This window comes from Roseovarius faecimaris (assembly GCF_009762325.1).
In the GTDB taxonomy this organism is placed as follows: Bacteria; Pseudomonadota; Alphaproteobacteria; order Rhodobacterales; family Rhodobacteraceae; genus Roseovarius; species Roseovarius faecimaris.
In genome coordinates, this window is the sequence record NZ_CP034348.1 from 383,711 (window position 1) to 397,783 (window position 14,073).

General features: G+C 62.6%; 12 protein-coding genes. 9 read left to right on the forward strand and 3 right to left on the reverse strand.

Annotated elements, in window-relative coordinates:
* Positions 1-57 precede the first annotated feature (57 nt).
* Positions 58-990 (forward strand): histone deacetylase family protein, encoded by a 933-nt coding sequence (locus tag EI983_RS02170; RefSeq protein WP_157705651.1) that lies wholly within the window; start codon positions 58-60, stop codon positions 988-990.
* Here the strand turns inward: EI983_RS02170 and EI983_RS02175 are convergent.
* Positions 978-1,922, reverse strand: a complete 945-nt coding sequence (locus EI983_RS02175; RefSeq protein ID WP_157705652.1) for a LysR substrate-binding domain-containing protein — start codon at positions 1,920-1,922, stop codon at positions 978-980. The two genes, EI983_RS02170 and EI983_RS02175, sit on opposite strands and share 13 nt — an antisense overlap.
* A gap of 176 nt (positions 1,923-2,098) precedes the next feature.
* Between EI983_RS02175 and EI983_RS02180 the strand changes: the two genes are divergently transcribed.
* The 7 genes from EI983_RS02180 to EI983_RS02210 all read left to right on the forward strand — a co-directional run bounded on the left by EI983_RS02180 (position 2,099) and on the right by EI983_RS02210 (position 11,398).
* Positions 2,099-3,046, forward strand: coding sequence for an ABC transporter substrate-binding protein (locus tag EI983_RS02180; RefSeq protein WP_157705653.1), 948 nt, complete (start codon positions 2,099-2,101; stop codon positions 3,044-3,046).
* Between the two features lie 142 nt (positions 3,047-3,188).
* Complete coding sequence (locus tag EI983_RS02185; RefSeq protein ID WP_157705654.1) at positions 3,189-4,226, forward strand: quaternary amine ABC transporter ATP-binding protein; 1,038 nt, start codon at positions 3,189-3,191, stop codon at positions 4,224-4,226.
* Positions 4,219-6,210, forward strand: a complete 1,992-nt coding sequence (locus tag EI983_RS02190) for an ABC transporter permease (protein ID WP_157705655.1) — start codon at positions 4,219-4,221, stop codon at positions 6,208-6,210. The genes EI983_RS02185 and EI983_RS02190 overlap by 8 nt, the downstream gene beginning before the upstream one ends.
* Before the next feature lies 1 nt (position 6,211).
* Complete coding sequence (locus tag EI983_RS02195; protein ID WP_157705656.1) at positions 6,212-6,595, forward strand: cupin domain-containing protein; 384 nt, start codon at positions 6,212-6,214, stop codon at positions 6,593-6,595.
* Positions 6,592-8,997, forward strand: a complete 2,406-nt coding sequence (locus EI983_RS02200) for a trimethylamine N-oxide demethylase (protein ID WP_157705657.1) — start codon at positions 6,592-6,594, stop codon at positions 8,995-8,997. Before EI983_RS02195 ends, EI983_RS02200 begins: the two co-directional genes overlap by 4 nt.
* A gap of 102 nt (positions 8,998-9,099) precedes the next feature.
* Positions 9,100-10,266 carry an MFS transporter gene (locus tag EI983_RS02205; protein WP_157705658.1) on the forward strand — a complete coding sequence of 389 codons (1,167 nt, stop codon included), beginning with the start codon at positions 9,100-9,102 and terminating at the stop codon, positions 10,264-10,266.
* 109 nt (positions 10,267-10,375) lie between these two features.
* The gene (locus EI983_RS02210) at positions 10,376-11,398 is read left to right on the forward strand and encodes an aspartate-semialdehyde dehydrogenase (protein WP_157705659.1); all 1,023 of its coding nucleotides are present in this window, start codon (positions 10,376-10,378) and stop codon (positions 11,396-11,398) included.
* Between the two features lie 7 nt (positions 11,399-11,405).
* On the opposite strand, the gene EI983_RS02215 is transcribed toward EI983_RS02210, so the two are convergent.
* On the reverse strand, positions 11,406-11,885 hold the full coding sequence (locus EI983_RS02215) for a relaxase family protein (RefSeq protein WP_157705660.1): 480 nt from the start codon (positions 11,883-11,885) through the stop codon (positions 11,406-11,408).
* 121 nt (positions 11,886-12,006) lie between these two features.
* Here EI983_RS02215 and EI983_RS02220 point away from each other — a divergent pair, with 121 nt between their 5' ends.
* Complete coding sequence (locus EI983_RS02220) at positions 12,007-13,653, forward strand: DUF4139 domain-containing protein (protein ID WP_246162243.1); 1,647 nt, start codon at positions 12,007-12,009, stop codon at positions 13,651-13,653.
* Positions 13,654-13,758: 105 nt separating this feature from the next.
* Here EI983_RS02220 and EI983_RS02225 read toward each other — a convergent pair whose 3' ends face one another.
* Positions 13,759-14,070 (reverse strand): P-II family nitrogen regulator, encoded by a 312-nt coding sequence (locus EI983_RS02225; RefSeq protein ID WP_157705661.1) that lies wholly within the window; start codon positions 14,068-14,070, stop codon positions 13,759-13,761.
* Between the last annotated feature and the right edge of the window lie 3 nt (positions 14,071-14,073).

Here is a 14,073-nt window from a genome sequence, read left to right on the forward strand (position 1 = left end):
CTGGACATGGGCGGCAGTTTTGGGTTCACAATCGGGTTCAGTCGAAAGGAGTCCCCTATGACCACTGCCTTGCTCACCCATCCCGATTGCCTCAAGCATGTGACCCCTGACGGCCACCCGGAACGGGTTGCCCGGCTCGACGCGGTCCTGTCGGCACTGGAGGGCAAGGACCTGCTGCGGATCGAGGCGCCTTTGGGTGACGAGGCGCATATCGAGCGGGTCCATCCGCGCGCGCATATCGATCACGTCAAGGCGTCCGAACCCGATGCGGGGCAGGTGCCTCTGGATGCCGATACCTGGATGTCACCGGGCTCCTACGCGGCGGCGCTGCGCGGCGTTGGCGGCGCTGTGAGGGCCGTGGATATGGTGCTGGGTGGTGAGGTGCAGAATGCGTTTTCGGCATGCCGCCCGCCCGGCCACCACGCCGAAACCGCCAAAACCATGGGGTTTTGCCTGTTCGGCAATGTCGCCATCGCTGCCAAACACGCGCTTGAGCATCACGGGCTCAGCCGCGTCGCGGTGGTCGATTTCGACGTGCATCACGGCAACGGTACGCAAGACCTGCTTGAGAGCGATCCGCGCGCGCTGTTCATATCCAGCCATCAATACCCGCTCTGGCCCGGCACCGGCCACCCGAGCGAAACCGGCGTCGACAATAACGTGCTCAATGTCCCTTTGGCCCCGGGCACCGACGGCCGCCAGATCCGCGCCGAGATGGAGGCGAAAATCCTGCCCAGGCTGGCGGAGTTCGCGCCCGAGCTTCTTCTGGTGTCCGCCGGGTTCGACGCCCACCGCGCCGATCCGCTGGCGGGGCTCAACTGGGAGACGGAGGATTTCGCCTGGATCACCGAACAGCTCTGCGACGTGGCGGAGGCCCATTGCGATGGCAGGCTCGTCTCCTGTCTGGAAGGCGGATATGACCTTGCGGCGCTGGCCGAGGCCACGGCGCGGCATGTGGATATTCTGATCGCGCGCGGTCAGGCCGTGTGAAAGGCGCGCTTGGTGTAGCGTTTGCGCGCAGCACTCTCCGCCAGAAGCCAATCGGCGACCACATCGCGCTCGGCATGGCGCGATGCCCCCTTGCGCCTCAGCAGGTAATAACCGGAGCGCGTGCGCACATGGGCCTCATCCAGCGGCCGCACCAGCGCGCCGGTATTCAGATGCCGGTCCACCAGATGCCCCCAGCCAAGCGCAACCCCCAGCCCGTCAATCGCCGCATGCACCGCCAGAGGATAGGTATTCACGGATGTCGAATGCTTGATCTGATCGGGATCGGCCCCCGTGCGCTCCAGCCAGGTCCGCCAGTTCATCCATTCCGTATGACGTGTGCTCACCTCGATCAGATTGTGTGACACAAGCTCTGCAACATCCGCGATCCGGCGGTAATTCTCCAGATAACTTGGCGCACACACCGGAAAGATCGTTTCGCCAAAAAGCCGCTTGGCCTCATAGCCGGGCCAGTCGCCATCGCCGCGCAGAATGATCAGGTCGAACTCGTCCGACAGGCATTCCTCGTCAATATCCGACGACACGAGGTTGATCGCGATATTCTGATTGGCCTCGTGAAACTGGGTCATCCGCGGCATCAGCCACAGCGACGCCACCGAGTTGGTCGCCGACAGCCGCACCGACGAGGGGTTCTTCTTGCCCAGGATATCCTCGGACAGTTTCGCGATGGATTGCAGAGGGCCGCGAATGCCCTGCAACAACACGCGCCCCTGATCGGTCAGCCGCACGGACCGGTGCCCGCGCACGAAAAGTGTGCAGTCGTAATGCAGCTCCAGCAGCTTGATCTTCCGGCTGATCGCGGTTTCGCTCACGTTCATTTCCTTGGCGGCAGCGGCGAAGCTCTCCAGCTCTGCGGCCACCTCAAAGGCGAGCAGATAATCGAGTCGGGGCAGAATGGTGCGGTTCTTCAGCATCACGTGCAGGCGGTTGGCGGGGCACCCGTAAAGTTAAGCCTTCCCGCGGGTTTTGCCAAACTTTTTTTTGGGCAAAGGATAACCAAATTAGATTCTGAAATATGCAGAGCCTTTGTCATACTCAACTCACCAAAAAAGGTCCGGTCTGACATCGGACACATGAAATGGGGAGAAGTATGAAAGCCAAACTCTTGATGACGGCAGCCGCCGTGAGCTTTGCCACCGCCAGCTTCGCAGATGACAGCTCGGATCCGATCGTGATCCCGATTCACAACTGGTCGAGCCAGATTGTGATGAGCCACGTTGTCGGCCAGATCTTCGAAGGCATGGGCAACAATGTCGAGTTCGTCACCACGGACAGCCAGGCCGTCTACGAATCGGTCCGCCTTGGCGATGTCACGCTGGAGCTGGAAGTTTGGGAAGGGGCCTTTGGCGCGTCCTTCCGCACCGCTCTGGAAAAAGGCGGTCTGCATGACGCCGGCGACCACAACGCCGTCACCCGAGAAGACTGGTGGTATCCGATGTGGACCAAGGACGCCTGCCCGGGTCTGCCGAGCTGGGAAGCGCTGAACGACTGTGCCGAACTTTTCGCCACGGCCGAGACGGGCGACAAGGGCCTGTTCCTCGACGGGCCCGTGGACTGGCTGAAGCACGGTAAGGAACGTGCTGAGGCGCTGGGTCTGAACTACGTCGTGAAAAACGCCGGGTCGGCCGCTGCTCTCTGGGCGCATATCTCGGCTGCCGAGGCCGACAAGAAGCCGATCCTGGTGTTCAACTGGACGCCGAACTTCGCCGAAGCCGTGTGGCCGGGTGAATTCGTCGAATTCCCGAAATGGGAAGACGGCTGTGACACCGACCCGTCCGTTGGCCCGAACCCGGATGCGCTGCATGATTGCGGCAACCCGGCGGATGGCTACCTGAAGAAAGCGGCCTGGGACGGCATGCCCGACAAATGGCCGAACGCCTATGCGGTTCTGAAGGAGATTTCCTTCACCAACGCGCAGATCGCCGAAATGGCGCGTCTCGTCGACGTTGAGGAAATGGAGCCCGAAGAGGCCGCCGAGGTCTGGCTGGAAGAAAACGAAGATGTCTGGAAAGGGTGGCTGCCGGAAGGCGCCAGCTAATCCGACCTGATTTTGATCCCCCTGTCCGGCTTGCGCCGGGCAGGGGTCTTCGAACGAAACAAACAATTATCTTTACCCGCCTTTTCTCGTGCTCCTGTCTGTGGTGTGCGACCAGCGGGTTGCCTGAGGACACCAGCCCCCCATGAACAGCGACCGTCCCGTCATTTCCTGCAAGAACGTCTGGAAACTCTTTGGACCCAACCCCCGCCGTTATCTGGCCGGGATGCCCAAAGGGCACAGCTACGAGGACATTCGTGCCGATGGCTACATCGCCGGGGTTAAGGATGTGACGCTGGATGTCGCCAAGGGCGAGATGCTGGTGATCATGGGCCTTTCAGGCTCGGGCAAATCCACTCTTGTACGCTGTTTCTCGCGCCTGCACGACATCACCGGCGGCACGATTGAAATCGACGGACAGGACATCATGGCCCTGCCGGAAAAAGAACTGATCGAGCTGCGCCGCTCCAAGATGGGCATGGTGTTCCAGTCTTTCGGCCTCTTGCCGCACCGCACAGTGCTTGAGAATGTGGCCTTTCCGCTGGAGATGCGCGGCCAGGACAAGCACGCCCGGCGCGCCCGCGCGCTGGAAGTGATCAAACTCGTCGGTCTTGAGGGCCGCGAAGAGTATTTCCCCCGCGAGCTTTCGGGTGGCCAACAGCAGCGCGTCGGCATCGCCCGCAGCCTCGCCATCGAGCCCGATATCTGGTTCCTGGACGAGCCGTTTTCCGCTCTTGACCCGCTTATCCGCCGCGAGATGCAGGACGAGTTCCTGCGCCTTCAGGACATGCTGGGCAAGACCATCGTCTTCATCACCCACGATTTCGACGAAGCCCTGCGCCTCGCGGACCGCATCGCCATCATGAAGGACGGTGCGGTCGAGCAATGCGACACGCCTGACAAGATCGTGCTCAATCCAATGACGCCCTATGTCAAGAAATTCACCGAGGAGATCGACAAGGCCCATGTGGTGCACGCCAATGTGCTGGCTGGCCCGATCAACGGCGCGGCCGTTGAGGGCGACCCCATCCCCGGCCATCTGACCATCCACCAGCTTGCCCGACGCCTTGTGAACGACAGCCGCGATCTGCTCCCCGTGGCTGACAAATCCGGCACCGTTACCGGTGTGATGGAACGGCAAAAGGCGCTCGACGTGCTCCTGGGAGACGAGAAGAATGGCTGATATCGCCGCCTCCCACGTCAATGACCAGGGCCAGGGGCTGACCCGCACCCGCGTGTTGCAGATCATACTGGCGGCGGCGCTCATTCTGACCGCGGCCAAGCCGATCCTGCCCGACTTCCTCATTCGCCTGCCCGAAGCCTGGATTCCACCCTTCGCGCAATGGCTCGACGTGTTCTTCGAATTCATCAAGGGCGATATCGAAACCGGCCGCCCCGGCCTGGTGCACGTCACGCGCTGGTTCGCCGAGGGGCCGCTCGATTTCATGCTGGGCGTGACTGCCAACCTTCTGGAAGGCAAACACCGCTGGCCTTATTTCGAAGACCCGATCCCGTGGTCGGCCATTGCCGCGCTCGCTGCGGTCGTCGGCTACTATCTCGGCGGCTGGAAACTGGCGCTTCTGGCTGGTGGGACGTTCCTTTGGACCGCGCTCATGGGCCAGTGGAAACTGACGATGCAGACGCTCTCGGTGCTGGCTGTCGCCGCCCCCCTGGGCTTCATCATCGGCCTTGTCATCGGTATTGCCGCGTGGAAATGGCGCGCCTTTGACAACGCGATCAAACCCGCCCTTGCGGTGATGCAGACGCTGCCCTTCTACACCTACCTTCTGCCTGCCGTGATCTTCTTCAAAGTGGGGCCCACCGCGGGCGCCATCGCCACCACGATCTATGCCACCCCGCCCATGGTCCTTATGACCACGATCGGCCTCAGAAAGGTCTCGCCCGAGATCGTCGAAGCGGGCAAGATGTCCGGCTGCACGCGCTGGCAGATGCTGACCCGCGTTTTCCTGCCCTCGGCCCGCACCGAGATCCTTGTTGGTGTGAACCAGGTGATCATGCTCTGCCTGGCCATGGTCGTTCTGACCGCCTTCATCGGCATGCCCGGCCTGGGCGGCAAGCTCCTGGCGATGATGAACAGCTTCAAGCTGGGCCGCTCCTTCGAGATCGGGATCACCATCGTTCTGGTGGCGATCATGCTCGACCGGCTGTCAAAGGCCTGGGTGGTCAAACAGCCCGAGCATTTCGAAAAAGGCACCCCCTGGCTCATCCGCTACAAATATTCGGTTCTGGCGGTTGTCGCCTTTGTTGGGTTTTTCGTGGCGGCCCAGTTCGTCGATATCCTCAACGAAGTCGGCCGCAAGCAATCGCTCTCCATGGGGCGCGAGATCGACGCTGTGATCCGCGGTTTCCTCGATCTGGGCTGGGTCAAGGCCTCGACCGAATTCATCCGCTACATCCTGAACGTCTGGGTGCTGATCCCGTTCCGTGACATGCTGCTCTTTATCCCGACCCCGGCCTTTATCCTCTTCGTGGTGGCCTTTGCCTACGGGGTGGGCGGCAAGCGCCCGGCGATCTTTGCAGCGATCTTCTTCTCGCTGGTGGCCCTGTCGGGCTGGTGGGACCGCTCGATCATCACCCTCTATTCGGTGATCTCGGCGGTGTTCATCTCGATGCTCATCGGCATTCCCGTCGGCATCATCGCCACGCGCCACGATGTCTGGGCGGAGCGCATCCTGCTCGCTTGCGACACCGCGCAGACCTTTCCCAGCTTCATCTACCTTCTGCCCGCGATCATGCTCTTCGGGATCACCGACACCACCGTTGTGCTGTCCATCGTGATCTTCACCACCGTGCCGCTGACCCGTTACACGATCGAGGGCTTGCGCAACGTGCCGGTGGAACTGACCGAGGCGGCGGACATGGCGGGATGTTCCCGCTGGCAAAAGCTCACTTCGGTGCAGCTTCCGCTCGCCATGCCGACGATGGCCGTGGGGTTCAACCAGGCGCTGATGTTCGCCTTCTTCATGGTCATCATCGCCGCCTTCATCGGCACGCAGGATCTGGGCCAGGAATTGCAGCGCACGCTTGCCGGCACCGACCTGGGTAAAAACTTCGTTCTGGGTATCAACGTCTCGCTGATGGCGCTGACCTTTGACCTCGCTGTCATCAGCTGGGCCAATGCCCGCAAGAAAGCACTGGGGCTCTGACATGGGAAAACTGGCTGACTTCCGCACCGTGGGGAACTTCGACCCCAAGCATTTCGAACTGATGGAAATGGAGGGCCTGCCCGGCGAAAAGGTGTACTGGCGCAATATCTCCTATGATCGCGAGACGGGGCAGGGCAGTTATCTGATGATCATGGAGCCCGGCACGCGCTGCAACCCGCACCGCCATAACGGCCCGGAAGAATTCTATGTGATCGAGGGCGATCTGGTGGATTGCGACGGCTTTGCCTATGGCGCGGGGGATTTCGTGTCGCTTGCCGGAGGGTCCGAGCATTTCAGCATTTCGCACACGGGCTGCAAGCTGGTGGTCACCCATCGCGGCCCGGTCGACGACATGAGCCTGGAAGAGCTTGAGGCCTCGTCATGAACAAACCGCAGACGATCACCCCGGTGTTCGAGACGCCCTATGAACGCGCCGGGGTCATCACCCCGGGCCTGCCGATCCTGCCGCATGGCACCGAACGGCACCCGGTGCCCGGCGGCGGCTCGCGCGCTGTGCCGGTCTACAAGGGCGATGAGATTTCCGTGCTCGACCGCGATGGTCTGCAACCCGGCGAACTGGTGTTCTTCACCCCTGACGGCACCTCGGATGCGGGCATGCTGGGCGCCCGCGCAGCCGGGCCTGCCAACGGGGTGATCTCGGTGCTGGCCAATGGCTCCCGCTCTGGCGCCAAGGTCGCCAAGGCGCTCGACAGCGCCGGGTTCGATCTGGGCCGGGCCGAGGCGATCCGCATATTCCCCGACGGCTCGCGCCCCGGCGACATGGAGACGTTTCACGCAAGCTGCGACGGGCTGCTGATCGTGGCCGCGCCAGGCGGCATGATGCACCCCGGCGAACAGAACCCGCCGACCGAACTGATCCTCTATATCCGCCGGGCCGACCCAAACGCGGGCAAAGAGGATATCGGCCCGCCCGACCCGCTGGCCGATCCGCTTGTGGATATCAACATCCAGCCGGGCGAGGCTAAAAGCTATGAGGTCAAAAAGGGCCAGTTCATCCAGATCCTGGATGTAAAGGGGCGCGAATGCTCGGATTTTCAGGCCTTCTCCCTGCGCGCCCTCGACAAGGGGCTGGAGCGCGAGATCGACCCGACCACGACCCGCTCCCTGATGGGCAATCTCTATCCCGCGCCGGGTATCTTCTCCAAATACTGGTCCTCGGATCAGGAGCCGCTCGTTGAGATCATCCAGGACACCTGCGGGCGGCATGACACGTTTGGCCTTGCCTGTACCGCGCGCTATTACGACGATCTGGGCTATCCGGGTCATGTGAACTGTTCCGAGAACATGAACACGGACCTCGCCCAATACGGCATTCGCCCGCGTGGCGGCTGGCCTGCGATCAACTTTTTCTTCAACACCATGCTGGACGACACCAACGCCATCGGCATGAACGACCCGTGGTCGCGGCCCGGCGATTATGTGTTGTTGCAGGCGCTGACGGATATGATCTGTGTCTCCACCGCCTGCCCTTGTGACGTGGACCCGGCCAATGGCTGGAACCCGACCGATATCCAGGTCCGCACCTATGGCGCGGGCGAAGACTTCAGCCGCTCCGTCGGCTACAGAAAATCAGCGGAGGCCGACTTGGAAGAGACCAAGAAAACCGGATTTCATGACTGTTTTGCGCGCCATACGCGCGATTTCGTGGAATATGCAGGCTACTGGCTGCCCAATCAGATGACCAACCATGGCGCGCTGGCCGAATACTGGGCCTGCCGCGAGAAGGCCGCGATCATGGACCTCTCACCGCTTCGGAAATACGAGGTGACGGGGCCGGATGCCGAAAAACTCATGCAGTATTGCGTAACCCGCAACGTCAAGAAGCTCGCCGTCGGACAGCTCACCTACACGGCGATGTGTTACGAGCATGGCGGCATGATCGACGACGGCACGCTGTTCCGGCTGGGTGAGGAAAACTTCCGCTGGATCGGCGGCAATGACACCTCCGGGCTCTGGCTGCAGGAACAGGGGCGCAAACTGGGGCTCAATGTCTGGGTGCGCAGCTCCACCGACCAGTTGCATAACGTGGCCATTCAGGGCCCGCTAAGCCGCGATATACTTCGCGAGGTGCTCTGGACCGCCCCCACCAACCCCACGGTGGACGAGCTTGGCATGTTCCGCTTCTGCGTGGCGCGGCTCGGCGATGTGGCGGGCATTCCGGTGGTGCTGGGCCGGGCAGGATATTCGGGCGAGCTGGGCTATGAGGTCTTCTGCCACCCGAAACATGCGGTTGAGGTGTTCGACGCCATCTGGAAAGTGGGCGAACCGATGGGGCTGACGCCCTTTGGCCTCGCCGCGCTCGACATGGTTCGGATCGAGGCCGGGCTGATCTTTGCCGGCTCCGAGTTCGACGACCAAACCGACCCGTTCGAAGCGGGCATTGGCTTTACGGTGCCTCTTAAGACGAAAGAGGATGATTTCATCGGTCGGGCAGCACTTGAAGAGCGCAAGGCGCATCCGCATCGCAAGCTTGTCGGGCTTGAGGTGGAGGGTGGCATCGTCGCCAGCCCCGGCGATTGCGTGCGCATCGGCAAGGCGCAGGTGGGCGAGATCACCTCTGCCATGAAGTCCCCCATACTGGGCAAGAACATCGCGCTGGCGCGCGTGTCGGTAACGCATTCCGAGCCGGGCACCGAGATCGAGATTGGCCAGCTCGACGGGCTGCAGAAGCGGCTCCGGGCCCGCGTCGTGCCCTATCCGCATTTCGACCCGACCAAGGAACGCGTGAAGGGCAATTACGAAAAAGAGCTGGTGCCGGGCGAATAGGCCGAGCCGGAGCGGTGCGTGAGATCACGCACCCTACGGACGGGCATTGCGCTTGGGTAAAAACCGTGCCACGCATCCGCTGACCAGACCTGAACGGACCCGATGCGCGCCGGATTGACCCTCCTTTTGCTGGCCTATGTGCTCAGCCAGTTTTTCCGCGCCTTCCTCGCGGTTCTCAGCGGCGTGCTGGAGACAGATCTTGGTTCCACACCGGATGATCTCTCGGCTGCGTCCGGCCTGTGGTTCCTGACCTTCGCCGCCATGCAGATCCCTGTGGGCGCCGCGCTCGACCGGATCGGCCCGCGCCGCACGGCGGCGGTGCTTCTACTGATCGGCGGGGGCGGGGGGGCCGTGCTCTTTGGTCTGGCCGCCTCGGCTTTGCATATCAAGCTTGCCATGGCGTTGATCGGCGTCGGCTGCGCGCCGGTTCTGATGGCCTCCTACTACATTTTCGCGCGCCAGTTTCCGCCCGCGCAATTCGCCACTCTGGCCGCGCTCATGGTGGGCGCAGGCTCGGTGGGCAATCTCATTGCCGCCTATCCGATGGCCTGGGCGGCGGAAAGCTTCGGCTGGCGCGCTTCGCTCTTCGGGCTGGCCAGTATCTCTATCGCCGTGGCTCTGGGCATTCTGGCGCTTGTGCGGGATCCGCCTCCGCTGGAGGCCGACACCAAGGGCTCGCTGCTCGATCTTTTGCGCATGCCGGCGCTCTGGCTGATCTTCCCGATGATCTTTGTCAGCTACGCCCCGGCGGCGGCCATTCGCGGGCTCTGGATCGGGCCCTATCTGAGTGACACGTTTGGCCTCACCACCGCGCAGATCGGCCAGGCCACGCTGATCATGGGGATGGCGATGATCCTTGGCGCACTGGCCTATGGCCCGCTCGACCGGCTGCTTGGCACACGCAAATGGGTGGTCTTCGGCGGCAGCGCGGCCTGCCTCGCGGCGCTTCTGGGGCTGATCCTCCTTGGCCCTTCCGGTGCGGCGCTTTCCATTGCCCTCTGTGCGGCTGTGGGCTTTTTCGGGATCAGCTATCCGGTGGTCATGGCCCATGGCCGCAGCCTCATTCCGCCACATCTGACAGGCCGGGGTGTGACCCTGCTCAACCTTTTCAGCATCGGCGGGGCAGGGGTGGTGCAATATGCCTCGGGGCCTCTGCATGTGGCGGCGGGTGGCGGGGCGGCGGGCTACACGATGGTCTTTGGCTTCTTCGCTGCACTCCTGGCGCTGGGCATGGTGATCTACCTCTTTTCCAGCGACAAGGTGGGCTGAGGGCCATCCGCGCGCCGATCTGCCGCGGCCTGCGCGCATAAGTCCCTTTCCCCGGGCGCGCGATAGGTTTAAGAGGCCGCAGCCAACCCTGTAAGATGGAGTCAAGAAGATGGGTTATCGAGTCGCCGTCGTCGGTGCCACGGGTAACGTGGGCCGCGAAATGCTGAACATCCTGGCCGAGCGCCAGTTCCCCGCCGATGAGGTGGTGGCCCTTGCCAGCCGCCGCAGCCTCGGCACCGAAGTCAGCTATGGCGATACAACCCTGAAGACCAAGGACCTTGAGGCGTTCGACTTCACCGGATGGGATATCGCGCTGTTTGCCATCGGCTCGGACGCGACCAAAACCTACGCGCCCAAGGCCGCCAAAGCGGGTTGCGTCGTGATCGACAACTCGTCTCTCTACCGCTACGACCCGGATATTCCGCTGGTCGTGCCCGAGGTGAACCCCGAGGCGGTTGAGCAATATACCAACCGCAACATCATCGCCAACCCCAACTGCTCGACTGCGCAGATGGTGGTGGCGCTGAAGCCGCTGCATGATCGCGCGACGATCAAGCGCGTGGTGGTCAGCACCTATCAATCGGTGTCCGGTGCCGGCAAGGAAGGCATTGACGAGCTCTGGGATCAGACCAAGGCGGTCTATAACCCGACCTCCGAAGTCCCGCCCTCCAAGTTCCAGAAACAGATCGCCTTCAACGTGATCCCGCATATCGACGTCTTCATGGAGGATGGCTCCACCAAGGAAGAGTGGAAGATGGTGGCGGAAACCAAGAAGATCGTGGATCCGTCGATCAAGGTCACGGCCACCTGCGTGCGCGTGCCGGTCTTTGTGGGCCATTCCGAGGCGGTGAATATCGAGTTCGAGGAGTTCCTCGACGAGGACGAGGCCCGTGACATCCTGCGTGAGGCGCCGGGCATCATGGTGATCGACAAGCGCGAAGCGGGTGGCTACGTGACGCCGGTGGAATGCGTGGGCGACTATGCCACCTTCATCAGCCGCATCCGCCAGGACAGCACGATCGAGAACGGTCTGAACCTGTGGTGCGTCTCCGACAACCTGCGCAAAGGCGCGGCTTTGAACGCAGTGCAGATTGCCGAAACGCTTGGCGCGCGCTGCCTGAAGAAAGGCTGAGGTTGGTTTAAACTTGGTCGATGACCTGAAGGTCAGGCGCGTCTTCGGGCGCGCCTTTCGTTTTGGACGAAAGGAATTTTTCCTCTAGCCAGGTATGCGCTTGACCGGGAAAGGGGGCTGCAAATCGGCGCATGAGACGCGAATAGCTGAACCCCAGTTCGGATGCCTTGCAAAGCCGCGTGTCCTGTGGCCATCGGTGTAGGGCCAATCCTCCACCTGCGGCGCGCAGGACATAGCCTTTTGCCTTCAACCGTTGATCCAGGTCGCCCCAATCCTGGCTCAACGCCAGATCGCTTGCGAGGCGCGCACGTAAGGGCGCGATGAGCTGCTCGTCCGCCCTGACAGGCGGCCTCGCATTGTGGTGGCGCGAAATTTCCCGCGCCAGCAGATCGCGTACCATTTGTCCAAGGGTCACATCCCTCTCACGCGCAATCGCCGCGGCCGCGTGGAGCATCTCGACGCTGAGTTTCAATTGCATCCGTTCCATGCCGCAACCTCAGCAGATCAAGGTTACCAAAGCGTGAATCCGGACATTCCCAAGAAAATGTCTTGCACCCGCCAAGAAACCCGGCCGACACTGCGTCTTATTCCCAAAAGGAGTTTGCCCCATGATGCGTTTCTTCGCCCTTTGCCTGACCCTCACCAGCCCCGTCGCCCTCTTTGCCGGGGATATTCCTGTTTCCAGCATGGTTAGCGCGGCCACGCTTTACCCCGAAGGCGCGACCATCACGCGTGAGGCGGCGTTCGACGCTCCGGCGGGCGAACATCGGCTGATCCTGACCGATCTGCCCGAAAGCACCCCGCTGGAAAGCATTCGTGTCGCAGTAGAGGGGGCCACCATGGGCAGCCTGACCCTGCGCGAGGATTACGTGCCGCCGCGTACCGACGGGCCCGGCGCCGCCATTGAGGCCGCAGAGGCCGAAGTGGACCGCCAGGAAATCAGGCTGTCGCAAGCACAGGCCGATATACAGGCCATCCGGCTTGAGGCCGATGCCGCGCGCGCGCGCGCTGCCTTCCTGCGGCAACTGGGCGAGGGCGAAGGCGTGGCCGCGCTCGATACCGCCGCGCTGCGCGATCTGCTGGGCATGATCGGAGAGGAGACCCTGACCGCTCTGCAAACGGCGCATGAGGCCGAGAGGCGCGCCGATCTCGCGGCGCGCGACCTGAAAGACATCGAGGAAGAGCTGGAACAGGCCCGCCAGGCCCTGCGCGCCCTCGTGCCCGAAGACGAGGAACGCGCCCTGCTGGCGGTAACGATTACATCGCCGGAACCGACAAGCGGCAGACTGGTGATCACCTACAACACCTACGACTCCCTTTGGTTGCCGGTCTATGACCTCAAGCTGGACCGCGCCGATGAGGTGCTGACCTTCGAGCGCGGTGCTTTCGTGGCGCAGGGAACGGGGGAGAACTGGATCAATGTGGCCCTCACCCTCTCCACCGTCCGGCCGACTGAACGTATCGCGCCCTGGGAGGTCGGCCCGCATCTTCGCAGGATCTATGATCCCGAGGAAGAAGCCCGCGCCCGAGCGCGGGCCGTGGCGGAAACCGACGCCATGCTCGGGGCAGTTGGCGGCGCGATGGAAGAACCATACATCGCTCCTGCTGTTGAGGCGGCTATGTCGGCCGATTTTGACGGTCTCGCGGTCACCTACACCTATCCGCAGCCCGTATCGCTGGCCTCCGGCGCCGATTACCTGCGCCTCGCTCTCGACACGCTCGAGACGGATGTCGAGATCAAGGCCCGCGCCGTGCCGCTCAATGAGGATGTGGCCTATCTCACCGCCGAACTCACCAACGATATGAATGAGCTGATCCTGCCTACACACCTTGCCAATTTCTATCTCGACGGGCGGTTCATGGGGCAAAGCCATCTTGAGATGATCCCCGCCGGGGCCGATGCCGATATCGCCTTCGGTCCGATCGACGGGCTGCGCCTCACCCGCACTGTGCTGAACCGCAACGAGGGCGATCGCGGCATGCTCAGCCGCTCTACCGAACAGGTCGAGGAGGTGCGCATCGAGATCGAGAACCTGACCGGCACGGGCTGGGATGTCGACCTTATCGACCGCGTGCCCTATTCCGAACAGGAGGATCTCGAGATCACCTGGTCGGCCGACCCGATGCCCGACGAACAGGATATCGACGGCAAACGCGGCGTAATGGAATGGGAGCTCTACGTGGGCGCGGATGAGACCTCGACCGTCACCCTCTCGCATCAGATGGAATGGCCCGAAGGCCAGGCCCTGCGCTGAGCGGTCCGACCTCTGCTCCCAACACCCCGTCAGCGGGCGCGGATAACCTCAATTCGTGCCCGGTCCTTTCCCGACCGTAGAGTGGGGTTTATCCCACCCAAACCCTCAGAACCGCTCTGCCCGCAGCACCTGGCAATCGGTGATGCTGACCACGCCGATATGCCGTTTGACCACGGCAAAGGCGGCATCAAGCAGATCGTCCAGCCGCTCGGCGCGGATGATGCACACGACCTGCACCATGCCCGTGCCCCGGCTCACCTGTCCGGCCCGGCTCCACGCGCCCGACCGGCCCGAGCCGCCCAGCACCGGCAGGACGGTATAGCCGGTGACGCCTGCCTTTTCCAACGCATCCGTCAGGCGCGATTGCATCACCGCTTCGATGGTGATTTCCACCCGTTTTGCATCATGGGTCTGCATGTC